The sequence below is a fragment of the Rhodococcus sp. 15-725-2-2b genome, assembly GCF_002259075.1.
In the GTDB taxonomy this organism is placed as follows: domain Bacteria; phylum Actinomycetota; class Actinomycetes; order Mycobacteriales; family Mycobacteriaceae; genus Rhodococcoides.
In genome coordinates, this window is the sequence record NZ_NPFL01000020.1 from 91,924 (window position 1) to 108,500 (window position 16,577).

Sequence of the window (16,577 nt, forward strand, 5' to 3'; positions counted from 1 at the left end):
TCAGTCGAAGACGATGACCTGACGGATCGCGTTGCCGTCGGCCAATTCGTCCATGCCGCGGTTGATCTCGTCCAACGTGATTCTCGAGGAGATCAGCTTCTCGACGGGAAGCCGTCCCTCACGCCACATCTGGGCATAGGTCGGGATATCGCGCGCCGGCACGGCGGAGCCCAGGTAGCTGCCGATGATCGTGCGCGCCTCAGCCACCAGGCCCAGCGGCGAGATGGACGAGCGGGCGTCGGGCGACGGGAGACCGACGGTGATGGTCTTGCCGCCGGGAGCCGTTGCAGCGACGGCGGTTTCGAAGGCTCGGGCGTTGCCTGCCGCCTCGATCACGATATCGGCCTTGATTCCCTTCTCGGCGAGCTCGGCCGGTGAATAGACCTGCGTTGCGCCCAGATCGGTTGCGGTGGAGAGCTTGTCCGGGACTCCGTCGACTCCGATCACCTCGCCTGCACCCACCGACACGGCTGTCAGAACGGCGGCCATGCCGACTCCGCCGAGACCCACCACCATCACCGATTGACCGGGCTTCGGAGTTCCGGCGTTGAGCACCGCGCCACCGCCGGTCAGTACCGCACAACCGAGAACTGCGGCGATATCGGCCGGGATGTCGTCCTCGACCGGCACGACGGACTTTCGGCTCACCACCGCATGGGTGGCGAATCCGGAGACTCCGAGGTGGTGTTTGACCTCTTCCCCGTCACGGTGCAACTTGATGCCGCCGCCGAGCAGGGTCCCGGCATTGTTCGACGCGCTACCGGTGATGCACGGCATCTGACCGTCGGTGGCGCACCCGGCACACTCGCCGCAGCGCGGCAGGAACGTCATGACGACGCGGGTACCGATCGCGATGTCGTCGACGCCCGGTCCGACTTCCTCGACTCGGCCTGCGGCCTCGTGGCCGAGCAGCATCGGGACCGGACGAACTCGATTGCCGTCGACCACCGACAGGTCCGAGTGGCACAGCCCCGCGGCTTCGATTCTGATCAGCAGTTCGCCGTCGCCCGGCGAACCGAGCTCGAGGTCCGAGACGGTGATGGGATGCGAGTCCGCGAAGGGACGAGATCGGCCGATTTCTTCGAGTACTGCGCCGCGAATCTTCATCCCGCCAGACTATGCGGCTCCGCCGCATGTGCGTGGAACTTCGTAGCCCACTACGAAGTTCCACTCACATGGGCCGCAGGCCCTCAGAGCGGCAGACGCGGCCTGAGCAGGTGCGCCACCAGCGCTGTCCACCCGGTTTGGTGCGTTGCCCCGAGTCCCTCGCCGGTGTCTCCGTCGAAGTACTCGTTGAAACTGGGATGCTCGGACCACAACGGGTCGGCACTGGACTCGATGCGATCGCCGTCCGCGGGCCGCTTGCCGTCCACCGGCCGGAACAGTCCGGCGAGACCGTTGTCGATCAGATCGGCCGCGTCGGTGAGGGTGCGGTGGTTGCCCGAGCCGGTGGGGATCTCGATGGTGAACGAGTCGCCGTAGTACCGGCCGTAGGCGCGCAGCTTGTCGGCCAGCAGTACGTTCACCGGGAACCACACCGGTCCACGCCAATTCGAGTTACCACCGAACATTCCGGTACGCGACTCCCCCGGCTCGTATTCGATGGACAGGCTTCGTCCGTCGACGTCGAAGGTCACCGGCTCGCGATACGAGGCCGACAGCGATCGAATTCCGAACTGCGACAGGAATTCCTCGGAATCGAACATCCGCGAGAGGATGCGCTTGAGACGCTCGGGCTGGACGAGCGTGAGCAGCATCCGCACCTCGCCTCCCTCACGCCGAGCCAGCAGTGGGCTGACCATCTCCGGCCGTCGACGCTGAACCCAACGCAGACGGGCGGTGAGGTCGGGGCATTCCTCCTCGACCCACGGCGGGATCTCGGTGGCCCCGAGGATGGGCAGCAGGCCGACCATCGATCGCACCCGCATCGGAACCGCATCGCCCTGAGGTTGGACGAGAACGTCGTAGAAGAAGCCGTCTTCCTCGTGCCAGAGCGAAATATGCTGCGAACCGAACGAATTGACGGCTTTCGCGATCGAGAGGAAGTGCGAGAAGAACTTGGTCGCGACGTCGTCCCAGGCGCTGTCGTGCCGCGCGAGCTCGAGTGCGATCTTGAACATCTGCTGGCAGTAGAACGCCATCCAACTGGTCGCGTCGGACTGCTCGAGTCGGAAGCCGGGAGGCAGTGGTGCAGATCGGTTGAACAGTCCGATGTTGTCCATGCCGAGGAATCCGCCCTCGAAGATGTTCGAGCCCTCGGAGTCCTTGCGGTTGACCCACCACGCGAAGTTGAGCAGCAGCTTGGTGAACACCCGCACCAGGAATTCGCGATCCCGGTAGCCGTCGATGCGATAGACGTGCCACGCCGCCCACGCGTGCACGGGCGGGTTGACATCACCGAACTCCCATTCGTACGCAGGCAGTTGACCGTTGGGGTGCATGGCCCATTCCCGGCACATGAGCACCAACTGTTCCTTGGCGAAATCGGCGTCCACGTGCGCCAACGGAATCGCGTGGAAGGCCAGGTCCCAGGCCGCGAACCACGGATACTCCCACTCGTCGGGCATCGAGATCACATCGGCCAATGCCAGGTGACGCCAGTGCGCGTTGCGCCCACCCGGGTCCTGCCGCGAGTCCGGTGCCGGAGCTCCGACCTTGTCGCCCTCGATCCACTCCTCGACGTCGTATCGATAGAGCTGCTTGGTCCACAACAGGCCGGCGTACGCGCGCCGTGCCACGTGCCGGTCGACATCGGTGAGATCGGCACCGATCACGGCACCGTAGAACTCGTCCGCCTCGACCTGGCGATCGACGTTGACGGCATCGAATCCGGCCCCGAACGTCTGCTCGTCCGGGCGGTTGGGCGAGAGCCGCAGCCTGACCGATTCCGTTGCACCCGGGGCGATGTCGTCGAAGCGATACCAGAACGCAGCCTTCGTTCCCGTCTGCTCGGGGTTGACCGCATCGAGTTCCCCGTCGACGACTCGGCGGCCGATGCCGTCCTTGGGGTAGGACGAGATGTTCTCCTGCCCCCACAGGGCTTCGGCATTGGTTTCGTTGTCGCAGAACAGAACTGCCGGCGTGCCTTCGGCACTGAGGTAGTACCGACCGAGAAATCCGTGATCGACGGCGATCGCTTCGAGTCCACCTGCCATCAGGTCCGGCGGGCTCAGCTGCGCCAGTGTTCCGCCCCGCTCGTCGCGTCCCCAGGACCAGGTGTTGCGCAACCACAGGTGCGGCAACAGGTCGACCGATGCCGCCTCGGGGCCGTGGTTGGTGATCGAGATGGTGATGCAGATGTCGTCGGGCGAGGCCTTGGCGTACGTGACCTGGACGTCGAAGAATCTGTTCTCGTCGAGGATGCCGGTGTCGGCCAGCTCGTATTCGCGGTCGTCACGTCCGCGTCGAGCGTTCTCTTCTCGCAGGTGGGCGTAGGGGTACTCCGCGTGCGGGTAGCGGTAGAGCCACTGCATCCAACTGTGCGTCGGTGTTCCGTCGACGGCCCAGAAGTACTCCTTGACGTCTTCGCCGTGATTTCCTTCTTCGTTGGCCAGGCCGAACAGACGTTCCTTCAGGATCGGGTCCTTGCGGTTCCACAGTGCGAACGAGAAGTTGAGGAATCCGAAGCGGTCGCAGATTCCGCCGATCCCGTCCTCGCCCCAGCGGTAGGCCCGCTTGTGTGCCTGGTCGAACGGGAACGACGCCCAGGCGTTCCCGTCTTCGGAGTAGTCCTCGCGCACTGTGCCCCACTGTCGTCCCGCCAGATACGGACCCCACTGGCGCCACGGTCCGCTGACTCCGGGCGATTCGGCCAACCGATTGTGTTCGACGGTGGACGGGGTGGGAACGCTCACGGGATTGGTGGTCACGGCACACAGTCTGGTGGTTGGCGGTCATCGATGCACGCCGACGTTGGCCGCGAGGTAGCCGACGCGTCGTTGTACCGCGGCGATCTCGCGGATGCCGTCGGTCAGCAGGCTTCGTTCGAGCGGCGACAGATCGGCCATGATCAGCACGTCGCCGGGGCGGTGGCCCGCTGTGATCTGGTCGATCTGATGCGACAGTCGGAGCCGTTGCAGCAGCGCGAACACCTCGGACAGTGCAGTGACATCACGTTCGGAGAGCATGCCGTTACCCGACGCCGCCGCGAGTCGCGCCGGCGTGGAGGCCGAGGCCATGCCGACCGACAGCCCACCCCAGCGAGCGAGGTTGACGATGGGCGTCAGCGCGTGGGCCTTGAGATCGAACGTCCCGCCGCGCCGAGCCAGGACGTCGCGTAGCGATCGCAGCCGAGCGCGGCCGGCGAGCGCATCACGCAGCTGCAACCGCAGTGCGTCGGGGTGATCGACCAGCAGTCGGCGGTAGGCCTCGGGCACTGTGTGCAGTTCTCTCGGGCCCCACACCACTCTGCCGTCGATCATCAGCGAGGACATGATCAGGCCGGAGTCCTCTGCCGGATTGCCACGTTGGCCGAAGGGGTTGCTGAGCCAGTGCGCCGCGGCGCGTTCCCACTGACCGGCCGAGCGTGCGAATCGAGGTGAGCTCGCGACCGCGCCGTTGGTGTCCGACGGTAGCCCGGCACCGTCGAGGCTCTCGTGCACACGGGCGGCCAAGTCCATCAACGCCTCGTCGCGGGTTCTCTGCACCGCGTTCGCTTTCCCTCGGACCTCGGGGTCGGCGGTGGTGTCCGCCCAGCTCAGCGCACTGTCGACGTCCGAGGAGGGCATGGCTTCTCTACGCGCCACGCTGCCGAGAGTGATCCAGGCGAATCGGTCACGCGGCACGTCCGGACGTGCAGTCCATTCGATCTCGACGGCACGGCGGACGATGCTGTCCACCACGACGGAGAGGATCGCGCTGACCGCCATCGCATCGGTTCCGCCCTGGAACAGATCCACCACCAGTCGGGGCACGAGCCTGCCTGCGTCGGCGAGTTCGGCGGAGGTCGACGCCGATGCCACCGCTCGGCGCACCACGAAACTGCGTCGAGTCGACGCAGCGTGCAGATCGGAATCCTCGACGACACCGAGAACCTCGCCCCGATCGGACACCACGAGCATGTGCCGCAGCCCCAGTTCGAGCATGTCCATCAGCACGGTACCGGCCAGCCGGTCCGCCGTGACGGTCTCGGCGGGTGCCGTCATCACCTGCTCTATCGGAGTATCGACTCCGATCCCGGCGGCCACCACACGAATTCGGAGGTCTCGGTCGGTGAATATGCCATGGCGCGAGCCACGCAGCGGAACCAGAACGTACGAGCTGCCCTGATCGGTCATGTGCCGGACGGCGTCTCGAACGGTGGTGCCGACGGGTACGAACACCGCTGGGGCCGAGAGCAATTCACCGACGGTGCGGCCGGCGCTACCCTCGACCGGTCCCCCACGGTATGCAGACGACGAATTGACGGCATCGGCCAGGAACGCCAGACCGGTGGGCGTTGCGAACAACGGCCGAACCAGTGCACCGGGCAACTGCAGGACGACACTCGGTTCGAGTGCCCGCGCTCGGAATTCGACAGTTCCACCGGACAGCAGAGCCGAGAATCCGAAGACTCCACCTTCACCGATGGTGTCGATCGGCACCTCGGTGGGAGAGGTCGCGTCGGGGTGCATGATCACCACGCGCCCGGTATGCACCACCCATACGGTGTCAGTATCGGTCGAGACGTCCATCCGTCGAGGGTCCACAACCCATGCGCCACTGCCGTACTCGCGTTCGACGGCCGCCGCGGCCACCTCGGCCAGCACAGCCGGTGGCGCGCCCTGAAACGGTGGATGCGCGCCGAGGAAATCGGCCAGCTCCGATCTATCCGCCACGGATCAGGTCGGCGCATCTCTCCGCCATGGTCATCACCGTGATGTTGGGATTGACGTACGGCAGCTTCGGCATCGCCGACGCGTCGACCACGCGCAGGTGCGAGACTCCCTTGACTCGTAATTCCGGATCCAGCACGGCCATGGCGTCGTCCACCGAGCCCATCCGCGCCGTGCCCGCCGGGTGATAGACCGTGTTGTGGGTCTTGTGCACGTAGTCGAGCAGGTCGTCGTCGGTGACGGCCTCGGGCCCTGGGGCGAGTTCGCGCTCGATCCATTCCGAGAGTGGACCGTGCGCGGCGATGTCGCGCGCCAGCTTCAGTCCGGCCAGCATCACCGCGTCGTCGTGGCCGTCGGCATCGGTGAAGTAGCGCGGGTCCACTTTGGCACGGTCACGAAAATCTCTGCTGCGCAGACGAACAGTGCCGCGCGAGCGCCCCTGCGTCACGTTAGGAGTCAGGCAGAATCCGTTGTCGGTGGTCGGGTAGCCCCAGCGGAGGGTGTTCATGTCGAACGGCACACTGCCGTAATGCATCATCACGTCCGGGTAGTTCAGCGAGTCGTCGGTCTGCGCGAACACCCCGATCTCCCACCACTGCGAGGACGTGGTGACCATCGGCTTGCTCGCTTCCCAGAACACCAGACCTTCGACGTGGTCGTCGAGGTTCTCACCCACACCGGGAGAATCGACTCGCACCGTGATTCCCATCTCGCGCAGTTGGGCTGCCGGTCCGATTCCCGAGAGCATCAACAACTTCGGCGTGTCGATGGCCCCGGCGGTCACGATGACCTCGCGCCGTGCGGAGACGGTGTCGTAGCCCGTCAGGTCGGGGCGCTGGTATCGCACACCCGTCGCGGTCAGCGATTCGTCGATCAGAATCTCGCTGATCCAGCAGTCGGTGCGCACCTCGAGGTTCGGCCGTGAGCCGATGATCGGGTGCAGGTACGCATGCGAGGTCGACATGCGTGAGCCGTCTTCTCCCGCATTGATCTGAAACCAACCGGCACCGTTGAGTACAGGCGTTCCGCGGTTGAATGCGACCGTGGGAAGACCTATCCCGGCGGCCGATTCGAGTACCGCGGCACCGCACGGATCGTTCGGCGGCACGTCGCGGATTCGCACGGGGCCGTCGTGTCCGCGGCCCGTGTCGTTGTTCTCCACGCGCGCGACGTACGGCAGGATGTCCGACGCGCCCCACCCCGTCGCACCGGCCGCCGCCCAATCGTCGAGGGTTTCCGCAGGTGGGTGAAACGCGATGCAGGAGTTGTGCGAGGAGCAGCCACCGAGCACTTTCGCGCGCGCGTGCCGCATGAAGCTGTTGCCGCGCTCCTGCGGCTCGACGGGATAGTCCCAGTCGTAGCCGGAGTCGAGCAGGTGCATCCACTCCACCAGTTCGAGAATCGCCTTGTCGCCGACGTCGGTCGGCCCTGCTTCGACGAGGCAGACACTGACGGAGGGGTCCTCGCTCAGACGTGCTGCGAGGACGCACCCCGCCGTCCCGCCACCTGCGACGACGTAATCGAACTGGGTGTCTGTCACTGCACGCTCCTTCTAGTTGCCCGTGGAGGCATGTGATTTCAGAGTGCCGATGTGCTTGCGTCCCTTGACTGCGTACCACAGCAGGCCAACGCCGAGGATGCCGCCGATGTAGACGAATGCTCCGAACGTGTTGTACCAGGGGGTTCCGTACACGGCCTCGCGCGGCCACGCGAGGTTGATCGCCATTCCAGCGCCCCACACCACTGCCGCGATGTTGACCGGCAGGCCCCACCTGCCCATCGTGAAGTATCCGCCGGGCTTCAGATCTGCCGGCGGCCACTCACCATTGACTCGTTTGACCAACAGTGGACCGGTGACCATCAGATACGCGAGGTAGATCATGATGATCGCGATCGAGGTGAGGACCGTGAAGATCTGCGGCTGACCGATGTTGACGACGAGAATGACGATGGCCAGCACGCCGATGGTCACCGCGGGCACCACCGGGGTCTGGGTCTTCGGATTCACCTTGGCCAGACTCTCGCCGAAGGGCAACGCGTTGTCTCGGGCCATGGCGAACGTGAGCCGGATCGCCGCGGTGTGCACTGCCAGTGAGCAAACGAAGACCGCGATGACGATGCAGATGAGGAAGACGGTGCCCAGCGGGCCCCACATCACCGATTCGACGATGGACTGCAGGCTGCCGTCGGGACTGCCGAGGGAAGGATCGTTCAGGTCCGGTGCGGCCATGACGGCGAACACCAGGATGGCTCCGCCGATGACGAACGAGGCGAGGATGGCGCGAAAGATCGCCTTGGGGGCCGTGCGCCGAGGTTCGACCGTCTCCTCGCCGAGCGAGCTCGCGGTGTCGAATCCGTACATCACGTAACCCGACGCCAGCGACGCGACCAGGAAGGCACCGAGGTAGCCGCCGCTCTCGCCGGCTCCGTAGCCGTTGGTCGAGAAGAACACCTCCGGCCCGCGAGTGATGTTGGCCGCGAGCAGGATCGCGATGAGAACGGCAGCGATGAGTTCGATGAACACGCCCGCACTGTTGATCATGGCCATCAGCCGGACTCCGAGCGCATTGATCGTGGTGGTGATCGCGATCAGAATCGCACCGAGCAGCACTGCGTTGGCCGCGAAGTCGGTGGCACCCGAGCCGTCACCGATGATCTGGAACCCACTCCAGATACGTGGCAGGTTCAACTGCAGAGCCAGAGCGACGGCAGACAGTGTCACGATCGATGCCGTGAGCATCAACCAGCCCGCCGACCAGCCGACGATCCTGCGGCCCAACAGCTTCGCCCAGTTGTACACCGATCCCGCCACCGGATACTTCGCGGCCAACTCCATGAAGCACAAGGCCACGCAGAGTTGGCCGACGAACACTGCAGGCCACGACCACAGATACGCCGGCCCGGCGGTGCCGAAACCGAAGTAGAAGAGCTGGAACGTGCCGGTGAGAATGGAGATGTAACTGACTCCCGCGGCGAAGCTGGCGAATTTCCCGAGACTTCGATCGAGTGACTCCTTGTAACCGAAGTCGTCCATTCCGCTCGAATTGTCGTTCAGTAGTGCCATGCGCCTGGCCTTTCCGATCTTTCGCTATCGGGTACCGAACCACCCCGCCGCGGTGGGTGAGGTGTTGTGCCAAATATGCTTTGCCTCTTGGTATTCGGACATTCCGGACGGTCCGAGCTCGCGTCCGTTGCCGGACTGTTTGAAGCCGCCCCATTCCGCGGCAGCGGTGTAGACACCGAAGTCGTTGAGCCACACCGTGCCATGGCGAAGCCCACGGACCATCCGCTCGCCTCGCGCGGCGTCCGATGTCCGAACTCCCGCGGCGAGACCGTAATTCGTATCGTTACCCAACAGGAGTGCTTCGGCCTCGGTGCCGAAGCGCTCCACAGTGAGTATGGGCCCGAATGTCTCCTCCTGCACGATATTCATGGACCGATTGCAGTGGTCGAAGATCGTCGGCAGAAAATAGCTACCCTTGTCCAGGGCCGGATCGTCCGGCTTCGTTCCGCCGATGACCAGCGTCGCGCCCTCCTCGACGCCGGTGGCCACGAAGGCTTCGATCTTCTCTCGCTGTGCCTGCGACACCAGTGGCCCGGTCTCGCTAGCCGGGTCCATGCCCGGCCCGATGACGATGGTTTTCGCCCGTTCGGCCACCGCAGCGACGAAGCGGTCGGCGACCGATTCCTCGATGATGAGTCGAGTGCCTGCCGAACACACCTGACCCGAGTGCAGAAAAACTCCGGTCAGGACGTTGTCGACCGAGTCGGCGAACGCCTGTTCGTCGGCCACCGCATCGGCGAACACGATGTGTGGATTCTTGCCGCCGAGTTCGACGGCCACCTTGGTGACGTTCTCGGCCGCCGCGGCCAGGATGTGTCTGCCCGTCGCCAGTCCGCCGGTGAACGAGACGAAGTCGACGTCGCGGTTCCTGGTGAGCGCGTCCCCGAGAACCGCGCCGCTGCCCTGCAGCAGGTTGACCACACCGGCCGGTACTCCGGCTTCTTCCACCAGCTTGGTGAACGCGATGGTGGACAGCGGAGTCACCTCACTCGGCTTGAGCACCATGGTGCAGCCGGCTGCCAACGCGGGGGCGATCTTCCACGAGATCTGCAGCAGTGGGTAGTTCCACGGTGCGATCATGACGCAGACACCGATGGGCTCGTGCACCACACGGCTCAGGATTTCGGGTCGGTCGACGTCGATCAGACGATCGGCCTGCACCACAGCGAGATCGGCGTAGAAGCGAAAGACCGACGTCACGTCGTCGATGTCGATCTCGCTCTCGCCGTACGTCTTTCCGGTGTCGAGGGTCTCGATGCGCGCCAACGTCGCTTTGTCGCGTTGGAGCAGATCGGCGATGCGGTTCAGCAGATCGCGGCGCTCGGCCACCGTGACCGAGCGCCACGGTCCGTCGTCGAACGCCGCTCGCGCGGCTGCCACCGCCCGCAGAGCGTCGTCCGGCGTGGCCTCGTCCACCACGGCGACCGTGCTGCCGTCCGCTGGGTTCACGATGTCTCGGGTACCGCCGTCACCGGCCCCCTGCCACTGTCCGTCGATGTACAACGACGGGCGCAGCGAGGTCGGGTCGAGTGCTGCATCGGAATCGGTCACCGAAACACCTTCTTTCGTAGGGGGTCGGGTGGTGTGTCTACGCTATGCCCTCAACGGCCGATGACTCCATCGATCTGTTCGCGGATGATGTCCGCGTGTCCGTTGTGCCGGGCATATTCACCGATCATGTGCACGTAGACCATCCGCAGCGACATCGGCCCACCGCGCGAGTCGACCAGATCGTCCAACGAGTGCCGGGCCGCGATCTCGTCCGAGGCACCGCACTCGGCGGAGAATCGCGCGAAGTCGGATTCGGCCCCGGACTCGGTCGCTCCCAGAAAGTCGGAGTCCTTACCGAACGCCGCGTCGTACATCGGAGCGAACGACATCGACTCCAGTCGCTCTCGGAACCAGATGCGTTCGACCTTCGCCAGATGACGCACGAGTCCGAGCAGGGAGAGCGTCGAGTGCGGAAACGGTCGCCGCGCCAACTGTTCGGCGTCGGCACCGGCGCAGATGTTGAGCAGTGTCGCTCGATGCCACTGCAGCATTCCTTCGAGAATCGGCCGCTCGTCGCCGACGAGCGGACCCGTGACCTGTTCGGGTGTGGGCGCTGTCCATGTCTTCCGCCGTTCGGTCATGCAGAGATTGTCGAACATGCGACGGCGCTGTGCAGCGCCGCGCATTACGGTGGGATTCATGACTATCGAAGATGTGGGCGGCAGACGAACGGTGACGGCGGACGAGCTTCTTCTCCTGGTGGGTGATCACCTGCTCATAGAAGAGGGTGTCGCGACCGGGTTCATCGAAAGCGCAGGCCAGGTCGCCGAGAACGTGGCGGTGACCGTGACCGACGGCGTCGACGGCACCACGACGACCGAGCGCGTTTTTCTTCCCGATGCCGAGGTGACCATCGAACCCGCCGACCGCGGACGCGCCCCGGTCACTTTGTGACGGAAGAAGTCCCTGCTCAGAAGTACATTCATGTAACTCGAACAACTCTGCTCACACCAGTCACACCGGCACCGAATTGAGCTAGGGTGGCGGAAACCCGTCACCGCTCGAAAAGGACGTCAGTAGTGCGACAAGGCCGAGTACGACCGACCGTTCGCGTTGCCGTGGTGTCCTGCGCCACCGCGCTCGCTGTCGGGTTCGGCTCGATCTCGGCGGTTGCCGCGCCCGAGGCCTCGGCCCCGGCAACCGTCGCCGAAACGGTCCGTTCGGCCGACGCGGAGCGCTACAACGACGCGCAGAATGCATTGGTGAAGGGGCGCTACGACGCCGGTTTCGCGGCACTCGATGCGCTCGCAACCGCTGCCCCGGACGACGCCAACGTGGCAGCTCTGCAGACGTTCTATGCCAACGCGACCGCCGATACCGCTGCTCTGACGGAGCACAGGACCCGCCTGCGCGGCCTGTCTCCAACCCTCGCCGATGCAGTCGATCGCGCCATCGCCATCATCGACGAAGCCGCCACGCAGACAATCGATTTCGCCCCGACCACCGACGGACCGCGTACCGCGATCGTGGTGCTCGGGCTGGGGCTGGAGGGTGACGGCAGCATGACAGACGAGTTGGTGGCACGTCTACGCTCGGCCGTCGACGCGGCGGAGCGCTCCCCCGAGTCCCCCATCGTCGTCACCGGCGGGAATCCGCAGAGCGGTATCACCGAAGCCGAGGCCATGCACCGATGGCTCGTCGACGATGGCATCGCGGCCGATCGCATTCACACCGAATCGACCGCGAATTCGACGGTGCAGAACGCACAGCGCACCACCGCACTGGCAGCCGAGATCGGCGTCGAGAATCTGGTGCTGGCAACGACTCCGAGCCACCTGCGGCGCGCGATGTCGGACTTCGAGATCGCCGGATCCGACGTGATTGGCGCTGCGACCGTCGATGTCGACGATGTCCCGGACCTGCCCACACTCGCTCCGACGGCGCGGTTGGGTATGACCGTGGATGCGACCAAGATTCTCGGAATACCGCGCACCTACTGACGCGTCCACCCGCGCAGCACGCTCTCCGCTCCCGCGTCGAACATCGCCCGACGAGTCTCGTCGTCGGCGGTCGAGGGCATTGCCAATTCGAGCGACACCAATCCGTGCACGATCGCCCAGAACGAGTGGCTGATCAACTCGACCGATGCCCCGTCCATGGTTCCCGCCGCAACGGCGCTCGACACGGCAGCGCGGAGCGGATCCATGGCCGCGTCCGCGCGATGCGCCTCGTCTGCAACATCGATCGAACCGAGCACTCCCCCGAACATCACCGCGTACAGATGCGGATTGGCCAGTGCCCAGGTGCGGTACGCGACGGCGAGCTCCCGTAGGTCCACTTCGGGATCGCCGGTGACCGGAACCCGGCGCTGGGAGTCCCCGAAACTCGCGAACGAGGTGGCGAACAGTGCCACGAGCAACTCGGTACGTCCGCCGAACAGCGAATAGATCGCCGTTGTGGAGGTGCCCTGTGCAGCGGCCAGTTTACGCAGCGACAACGAGTCGACGCCCTGGTGCGCAACGGTTTCCGCCGCGGCCTCCAGTAGCCGGGTCCGCAACTGCTCGTCGTGAATTCTGGGTCTCGCCACTTGCGGAACCTATCACAACGGTGTTTTATAACGGTGTCACACAATGCTTCACCCACCGAACAGACGGGAACACGTCATGCCACCCATCATCGACGGCCGCCGGACGGTCGAATTCGAACGAGACAGCGTCACGGTCTTCCTCATCGGAATGCGGATCAACAATCCGGTGGCCGTTCGCTCCTGGTTACCCGTGGTGCGCGCGATGCCGCGGATGCTCGGCCATCTCGAGCAGGATCGCGCTTCCGGGCTGCTCGGTTACCACTCGTGGCTGGGGCGCACCACCATGCTGGTCAGCTATTGGCGCACTGCCGAGGATCTGACGCGATTCGCCTCCGATCCCGACGCACCACATGCGCCCGCCTGGCGTGCCTTCAATCGATCGGTGGCCGCAACCCGCCACGTCGGCGTCTGGCACGAAACCTATACCGCCACAGCACAGAACAGCGAGGCGATCTACGTCAACATGCCCGCGTTCGGCCTTGCGGGAGCCATCGGCGGACTACCGGTCGGTACCGGCTCGCACACGTGGAAGCAGCGAATGAAGTCCGCGAAGTAAGAGCTACAGGAAGTTCGCGGCACGCGCAGCGAGGTCGAGAACGGGCTGCGGAAAGACTCCGAGAGCGACGGTGACCACCACCGAGACCCCTATCGAGCACGACACCGAGGCAGTCGGGCGCACGATCGTGGCAGTCGTCTCTCCCGGATCGGTGAAGAACATCAGCACGATCACCCGCACGTAGAAGAACGCCGCAATCGCGCTGCACACCACACCGACCACGACCAGCGCCGCTCCGCCTGCACCGGAGGCAGCACTGAACACCGCGAACTTGCCGATGAACCCACTGGTGAGCGGAATCCCGGCGAACGAGAGCAGAAACAACCCGAACACCGCCGCCACCAGCGGTGACCGACGGCCGATTCCCGCCCACCGATCGAGGTCGCTCACCTCACCGCGTTCGTCGCGCGCCAACCCGATGATCGCGAACCCTCCGAGAGTGCTGAAGGCATACGCCACCAGGTAGAACATCGTGGCCGACACACCGGCGTCACCCCCGTCACCGGAATCACCCAGTGCCGTCACTCCCGTGAGGATGAATCCGGTGTGTGCAACGGACGAGTACGCCAGCATCCGTTTGACATCCGTCTGCGTCACCGCGACAACGGAACCCAGCACCATCGTCGCGATGGCGACCACCCACAGCATCGGTCGCCAACTCGAGTCGAGACCGGACAGAGCCATTCCGAAGATGCGAAGAATCGCACCGAACGCCGCGACCTTGGTCACCGTGGCCATCAGCGCCGTCACCGGCGTCGGTGCACCCTGGTAGACGTCGGGAATCCAGGAATGAAAGGGCACCGCGCCGACCTTGAACAGCAGACCCACTGCGAGCAAGGCGGTTCCGATCAGCGCGAGCGATCTGCCCGGGCCGTCCACCGCGATGGCGTCGGCGATGCCGTCCAACCGAACGGTTCCGGCGTATCCGTACAGGAACGCGACTCCGAACAGGAAGAACGCGGACGAGAACGCGCCCAGCAGAAAGTATTTCAGAGCCGCTTCCTGTGAGAGCAGCCGCCGCCGTCGGGCGAGTCCGCAGAGCAGATACAGCGGCAGCGACAGCACTTCCAGCGCCACGAACATCGTCAGCAGATCCGTGGACGCCGGGAACAGCAGCATCCCGCCGATCGCGAACATCGCCAGAGGAAATACCTCCGTCTGGGCGACGCCTGCATCGATGGCCTCCTTCTCCGCCACGCTGCCCGGGGTGGTCGATGCCTGTGGAGTGAACGAATCGATCCGGCGCTCGGCACCGGCCCCGGTGACTGCAACGGTGCGCTCCGCCAGCAGTGCGACTGCCGGAATCGACACCAGCACAATGGTTCCCTGCAGGAAAAGGGTAGGGCCGTCGATCGCGACCGCCCCGTTCATCGCCGACGCCTCGGTTCCGGCCAGACCGAGGATCGCCGCCAGCGCTACCACCAGTCCTGCGAGAGCAAGACCCAGATGCATGAGCCGACGGGCCCGCAGCGGCACGAACGCTTCGACGAGAACGCCGAGAACTGCGACCGAGAACACGATCAGCATCGGTGCCAGCAGACCGTACTGCACCTCGGGTGTGGTCATCGCTGACCTCCTGAACCGTCGACGATCGTGGATTGCACTGCCGGAGTGATGACATCGAGCGCCGGTTTCGGGTAGACGCCGAGCACGATCAGCAACGCGATCAACGGCACCACCACGGCCAGCTCGCGTCGGACGAGATCGGGCACCGTCCGGTTGTCTTCACGGACCGGCCCGGTCATGACGCGCTGGTAGAGCCACAGTATGTAGATCGCCGACAGCACGAGGGCTCCAGCGGCCACGATCGCAGCGACTCCGTATCGACCGAACGTGCCGATCAGCACCAGGAACTCGCTCACGAAGGGGGCGAGGCCGGGTAGAGAGAGCGTGGCAAGTCCCGAGATCAAGAACGTGCCGGCGAGCACCGGTGCCACCTTCTGCACACCGCCGTAGTCGGCTATCGCTCGTGACCCTCGACGCGAGACGAGGAAGCCCGCGATCAAGAACAGGGCGGCCGTGGAAATTCCGTGGTTGACCATGTACAGCGTGGCACCGGCCTGACTCTGACCGGTCATGGCGAAGATGCCGAGGATGATGAACCCGAAATGCGAAATAGACGTGTACGCAATCAGTCTCATCATGTCGGTCTGACCGATCGCCAGTATCGCGCCGTAGACGATGCCGATGACCGCAAGAGCGATGATCCACGGCGCGAACGTCTGCGACGAGCCAGGAAAGAGTTCGAGACAGAACCGCAGCATCGCGAACGTGCCGACCTTGTCCACCACCGACATCATCAAAACCGCAGTCGCGGGCGTGGACTGCACGGCAGCGTCGGGTAGCCACGAATGGAACGGCCACAACGGTGCCTTGATCGCGAAAGCGAACATGAAGCCGAGGAACAGCGCGTTCAGGACCATCGGGTCCACTCCGAGTCCGCCCGATACCGCCGCGTCGGCGATCACGCGCAGATCGAATGTGCCGCCGTCGAACGGCCCGTCGGGTCTCGCGGTCACCACGTAGAGGCCGATGACGGCCGCCAGCATGACCAGACCGCCGAAGAGGTTGTACAACAAGAACTTCACCGCGGCGCGCGTACGATGCTTGCCCCCGAAGCCGCCGATGAGGAAGTACATCGGAATCAACATCGCTTCGAAGAAGATGTAGAACAGCAACACGTCCAAGGCAAGGAACGAGACGACGACCATCGACTCGACCACCAGGATCAACGCCATGTACGTGTGCGACACCCGACGGGAGCCGTAGTGCGCGACGCGACTGCCGTCGTACCAGCCTGCGACGAGCAGCAACGGCGTGAGAACGGTGGTGAGCAACACCAGCACGAGGCCGATGCCGTCGAGGCCGAGGGTGTACCGCGCACCGAAAGCCGCTATCCACGAATGGTCCTCGACGAACTGGTACCGATCGCCACCGGAGTCGAACGACACTGCCAAGGCGACCGACACGGCCAAGGTCACGGCAGCGAAACCCACTGCGACACTGCGCGCGACGGTCGGACGAGTGGCGGGCACCAGGGCGACGACGACCGCGCCGAGCATCGGG

The 16,577-nt window shown here is 64.9% G+C and carries 13 protein-coding genes; 3 read left to right on the forward strand and 10 right to left on the reverse strand.

Annotated elements, in window-relative coordinates; genetic code table 11:
* The 7 genes from CH306_RS23175 to CH306_RS23205 all read right to left on the reverse strand — a co-directional run bounded on the left by CH306_RS23175 (window position 1) and on the right by CH306_RS23205 (window position 11,009).
* Window positions 1-1,107 carry an alcohol dehydrogenase catalytic domain-containing protein gene (locus CH306_RS23175; RefSeq protein ID WP_094648063.1) on the reverse strand — a complete coding sequence of 369 codons (1,107 nt, stop codon included), beginning with the start codon at window positions 1,105-1,107 and terminating at the stop codon, window positions 1-3.
* Window positions 1,108-1,190: 83 nt separating this feature from the next.
* Window positions 1,191-3,869 (reverse strand): MGH1-like glycoside hydrolase domain-containing protein, encoded by a 2,679-nt coding sequence (locus tag CH306_RS23180; protein WP_256981245.1) that lies wholly within the window; start codon window positions 3,867-3,869, stop codon window positions 1,191-1,193.
* A gap of 24 nt (window positions 3,870-3,893) precedes the next feature.
* Window positions 3,894-5,816 (reverse strand): putative nucleotidyltransferase substrate binding domain-containing protein, encoded by a 1,923-nt coding sequence (locus CH306_RS23185; RefSeq protein WP_094648064.1) that lies wholly within the window; start codon window positions 5,814-5,816, stop codon window positions 3,894-3,896.
* Window positions 5,806-7,353, reverse strand: a complete 1,548-nt coding sequence (locus tag CH306_RS23190; RefSeq protein WP_032397868.1) for a GMC family oxidoreductase — start codon at window positions 7,351-7,353, stop codon at window positions 5,806-5,808. Before CH306_RS23190 ends, CH306_RS23185 begins: the two co-directional genes overlap by 11 nt.
* Window positions 7,354-7,365: 12 nt before the next feature.
* Window positions 7,366-8,877, reverse strand: coding sequence for an APC family permease (locus CH306_RS23195; protein WP_094648065.1), 1,512 nt, complete (start codon window positions 8,875-8,877; stop codon window positions 7,366-7,368).
* Between the two features lie 24 nt (window positions 8,878-8,901).
* A complete protein-coding gene (locus CH306_RS23200; RefSeq protein ID WP_045195472.1) occupies window positions 8,902-10,428 on the reverse strand; it encodes an aldehyde dehydrogenase family protein in 1,527 nt (508 codons plus the stop codon).
* Window positions 10,429-10,478: 50 nt separating this feature from the next.
* On the reverse strand, window positions 10,479-11,009 hold the full coding sequence (locus CH306_RS23205) for a DinB family protein (protein WP_045199857.1): 531 nt from the start codon (window positions 11,007-11,009) through the stop codon (window positions 10,479-10,481).
* A 58-nt stretch (window positions 11,010-11,067) separates the two neighbouring features.
* On the opposite strand from CH306_RS23205, the gene CH306_RS23210 reads away from it, so the two are divergent.
* A complete protein-coding gene (locus tag CH306_RS23210) occupies window positions 11,068-11,322 on the forward strand; it encodes a hypothetical protein (RefSeq protein ID WP_032398387.1) in 255 nt (84 codons plus the stop codon).
* Window positions 11,323-11,447: 125 nt separating this feature from the next.
* A complete protein-coding gene (locus CH306_RS23215; RefSeq protein ID WP_094648066.1) occupies window positions 11,448-12,368 on the forward strand; it encodes a YdcF family protein in 921 nt (306 codons plus the stop codon).
* On the opposite strand, the gene CH306_RS23220 is transcribed toward CH306_RS23215, so the two are convergent.
* Window positions 12,362-12,955, reverse strand: a complete 594-nt coding sequence (locus CH306_RS23220) for a TetR/AcrR family transcriptional regulator (RefSeq protein ID WP_094648067.1) — start codon at window positions 12,953-12,955, stop codon at window positions 12,362-12,364. The two genes, CH306_RS23215 and CH306_RS23220, sit on opposite strands and share 7 nt — an antisense overlap.
* A 76-nt stretch (window positions 12,956-13,031) precedes the next feature.
* Between CH306_RS23220 and CH306_RS23225 the strand changes: the two genes are divergently transcribed.
* On the forward strand, window positions 13,032-13,511 hold the full coding sequence (locus CH306_RS23225) for a DUF4188 domain-containing protein (RefSeq protein ID WP_032397865.1): 480 nt from the start codon (window positions 13,032-13,034) through the stop codon (window positions 13,509-13,511).
* Between the two features lie 3 nt (window positions 13,512-13,514).
* Here the strand turns inward: CH306_RS23225 and nuoN are convergent, their stop codons facing one another.
* Entirely contained in the window at window positions 13,515-15,077 is a 1,563-nt protein-coding gene (gene nuoN, locus CH306_RS23230) for an NADH-quinone oxidoreductase subunit NuoN (RefSeq protein WP_094648068.1), read from the reverse strand.
* Window positions 15,074-16,573 (reverse strand): NADH-quinone oxidoreductase subunit M, encoded by a 1,500-nt coding sequence (locus CH306_RS23235; protein ID WP_373453996.1) that lies wholly within the window; start codon window positions 16,571-16,573, stop codon window positions 15,074-15,076. Before CH306_RS23235 ends, nuoN begins: the two co-directional genes overlap by 4 nt.
* Window positions 16,574-16,577: the final 4 nt, after the last annotated feature.

What these genes read in the sequence shown, in the direction of transcription:
- CH306_RS23210 (WP_032398387.1), top strand. Translation starts at nt 11,068, where the DNA reads ATGACTATCGAAGATGTGGGCGGCAGACGAACGGTGACGGCGGACGAG.
- nuoN (WP_094648068.1), bottom strand. Translation starts at nt 15,077, where the DNA reads ATGACCACACCCGAGGTGCAGTACGGTCTGCTGGCACCGATGCTGATC.
- CH306_RS23235 (WP_373453996.1), bottom strand. Translation starts at nt 16,573, where the DNA reads ATGCTCGGCGCGGTCGTCGTCGCCCTGGTGCCCGCCACTCGTCCGACC.
- CH306_RS23225 (WP_032397865.1), top strand. Translation starts at nt 13,032, where the DNA reads ATGCCACCCATCATCGACGGCCGCCGGACGGTCGAATTCGAACGAGAC.
- CH306_RS23205 (WP_045199857.1), bottom strand. Translation starts at nt 11,009, where the DNA reads ATGACCGAACGGCGGAAGACATGGACAGCGCCCACACCCGAACAGGTC.
- CH306_RS23175 (WP_094648063.1), bottom strand. Translation starts at nt 1,107, where the DNA reads ATGAAGATTCGCGGCGCAGTACTCGAAGAAATCGGCCGATCTCGTCCC.
- CH306_RS23195 (WP_094648065.1), bottom strand. Translation starts at nt 8,877, where the DNA reads ATGGCACTACTGAACGACAATTCGAGCGGAATGGACGACTTCGGTTAC.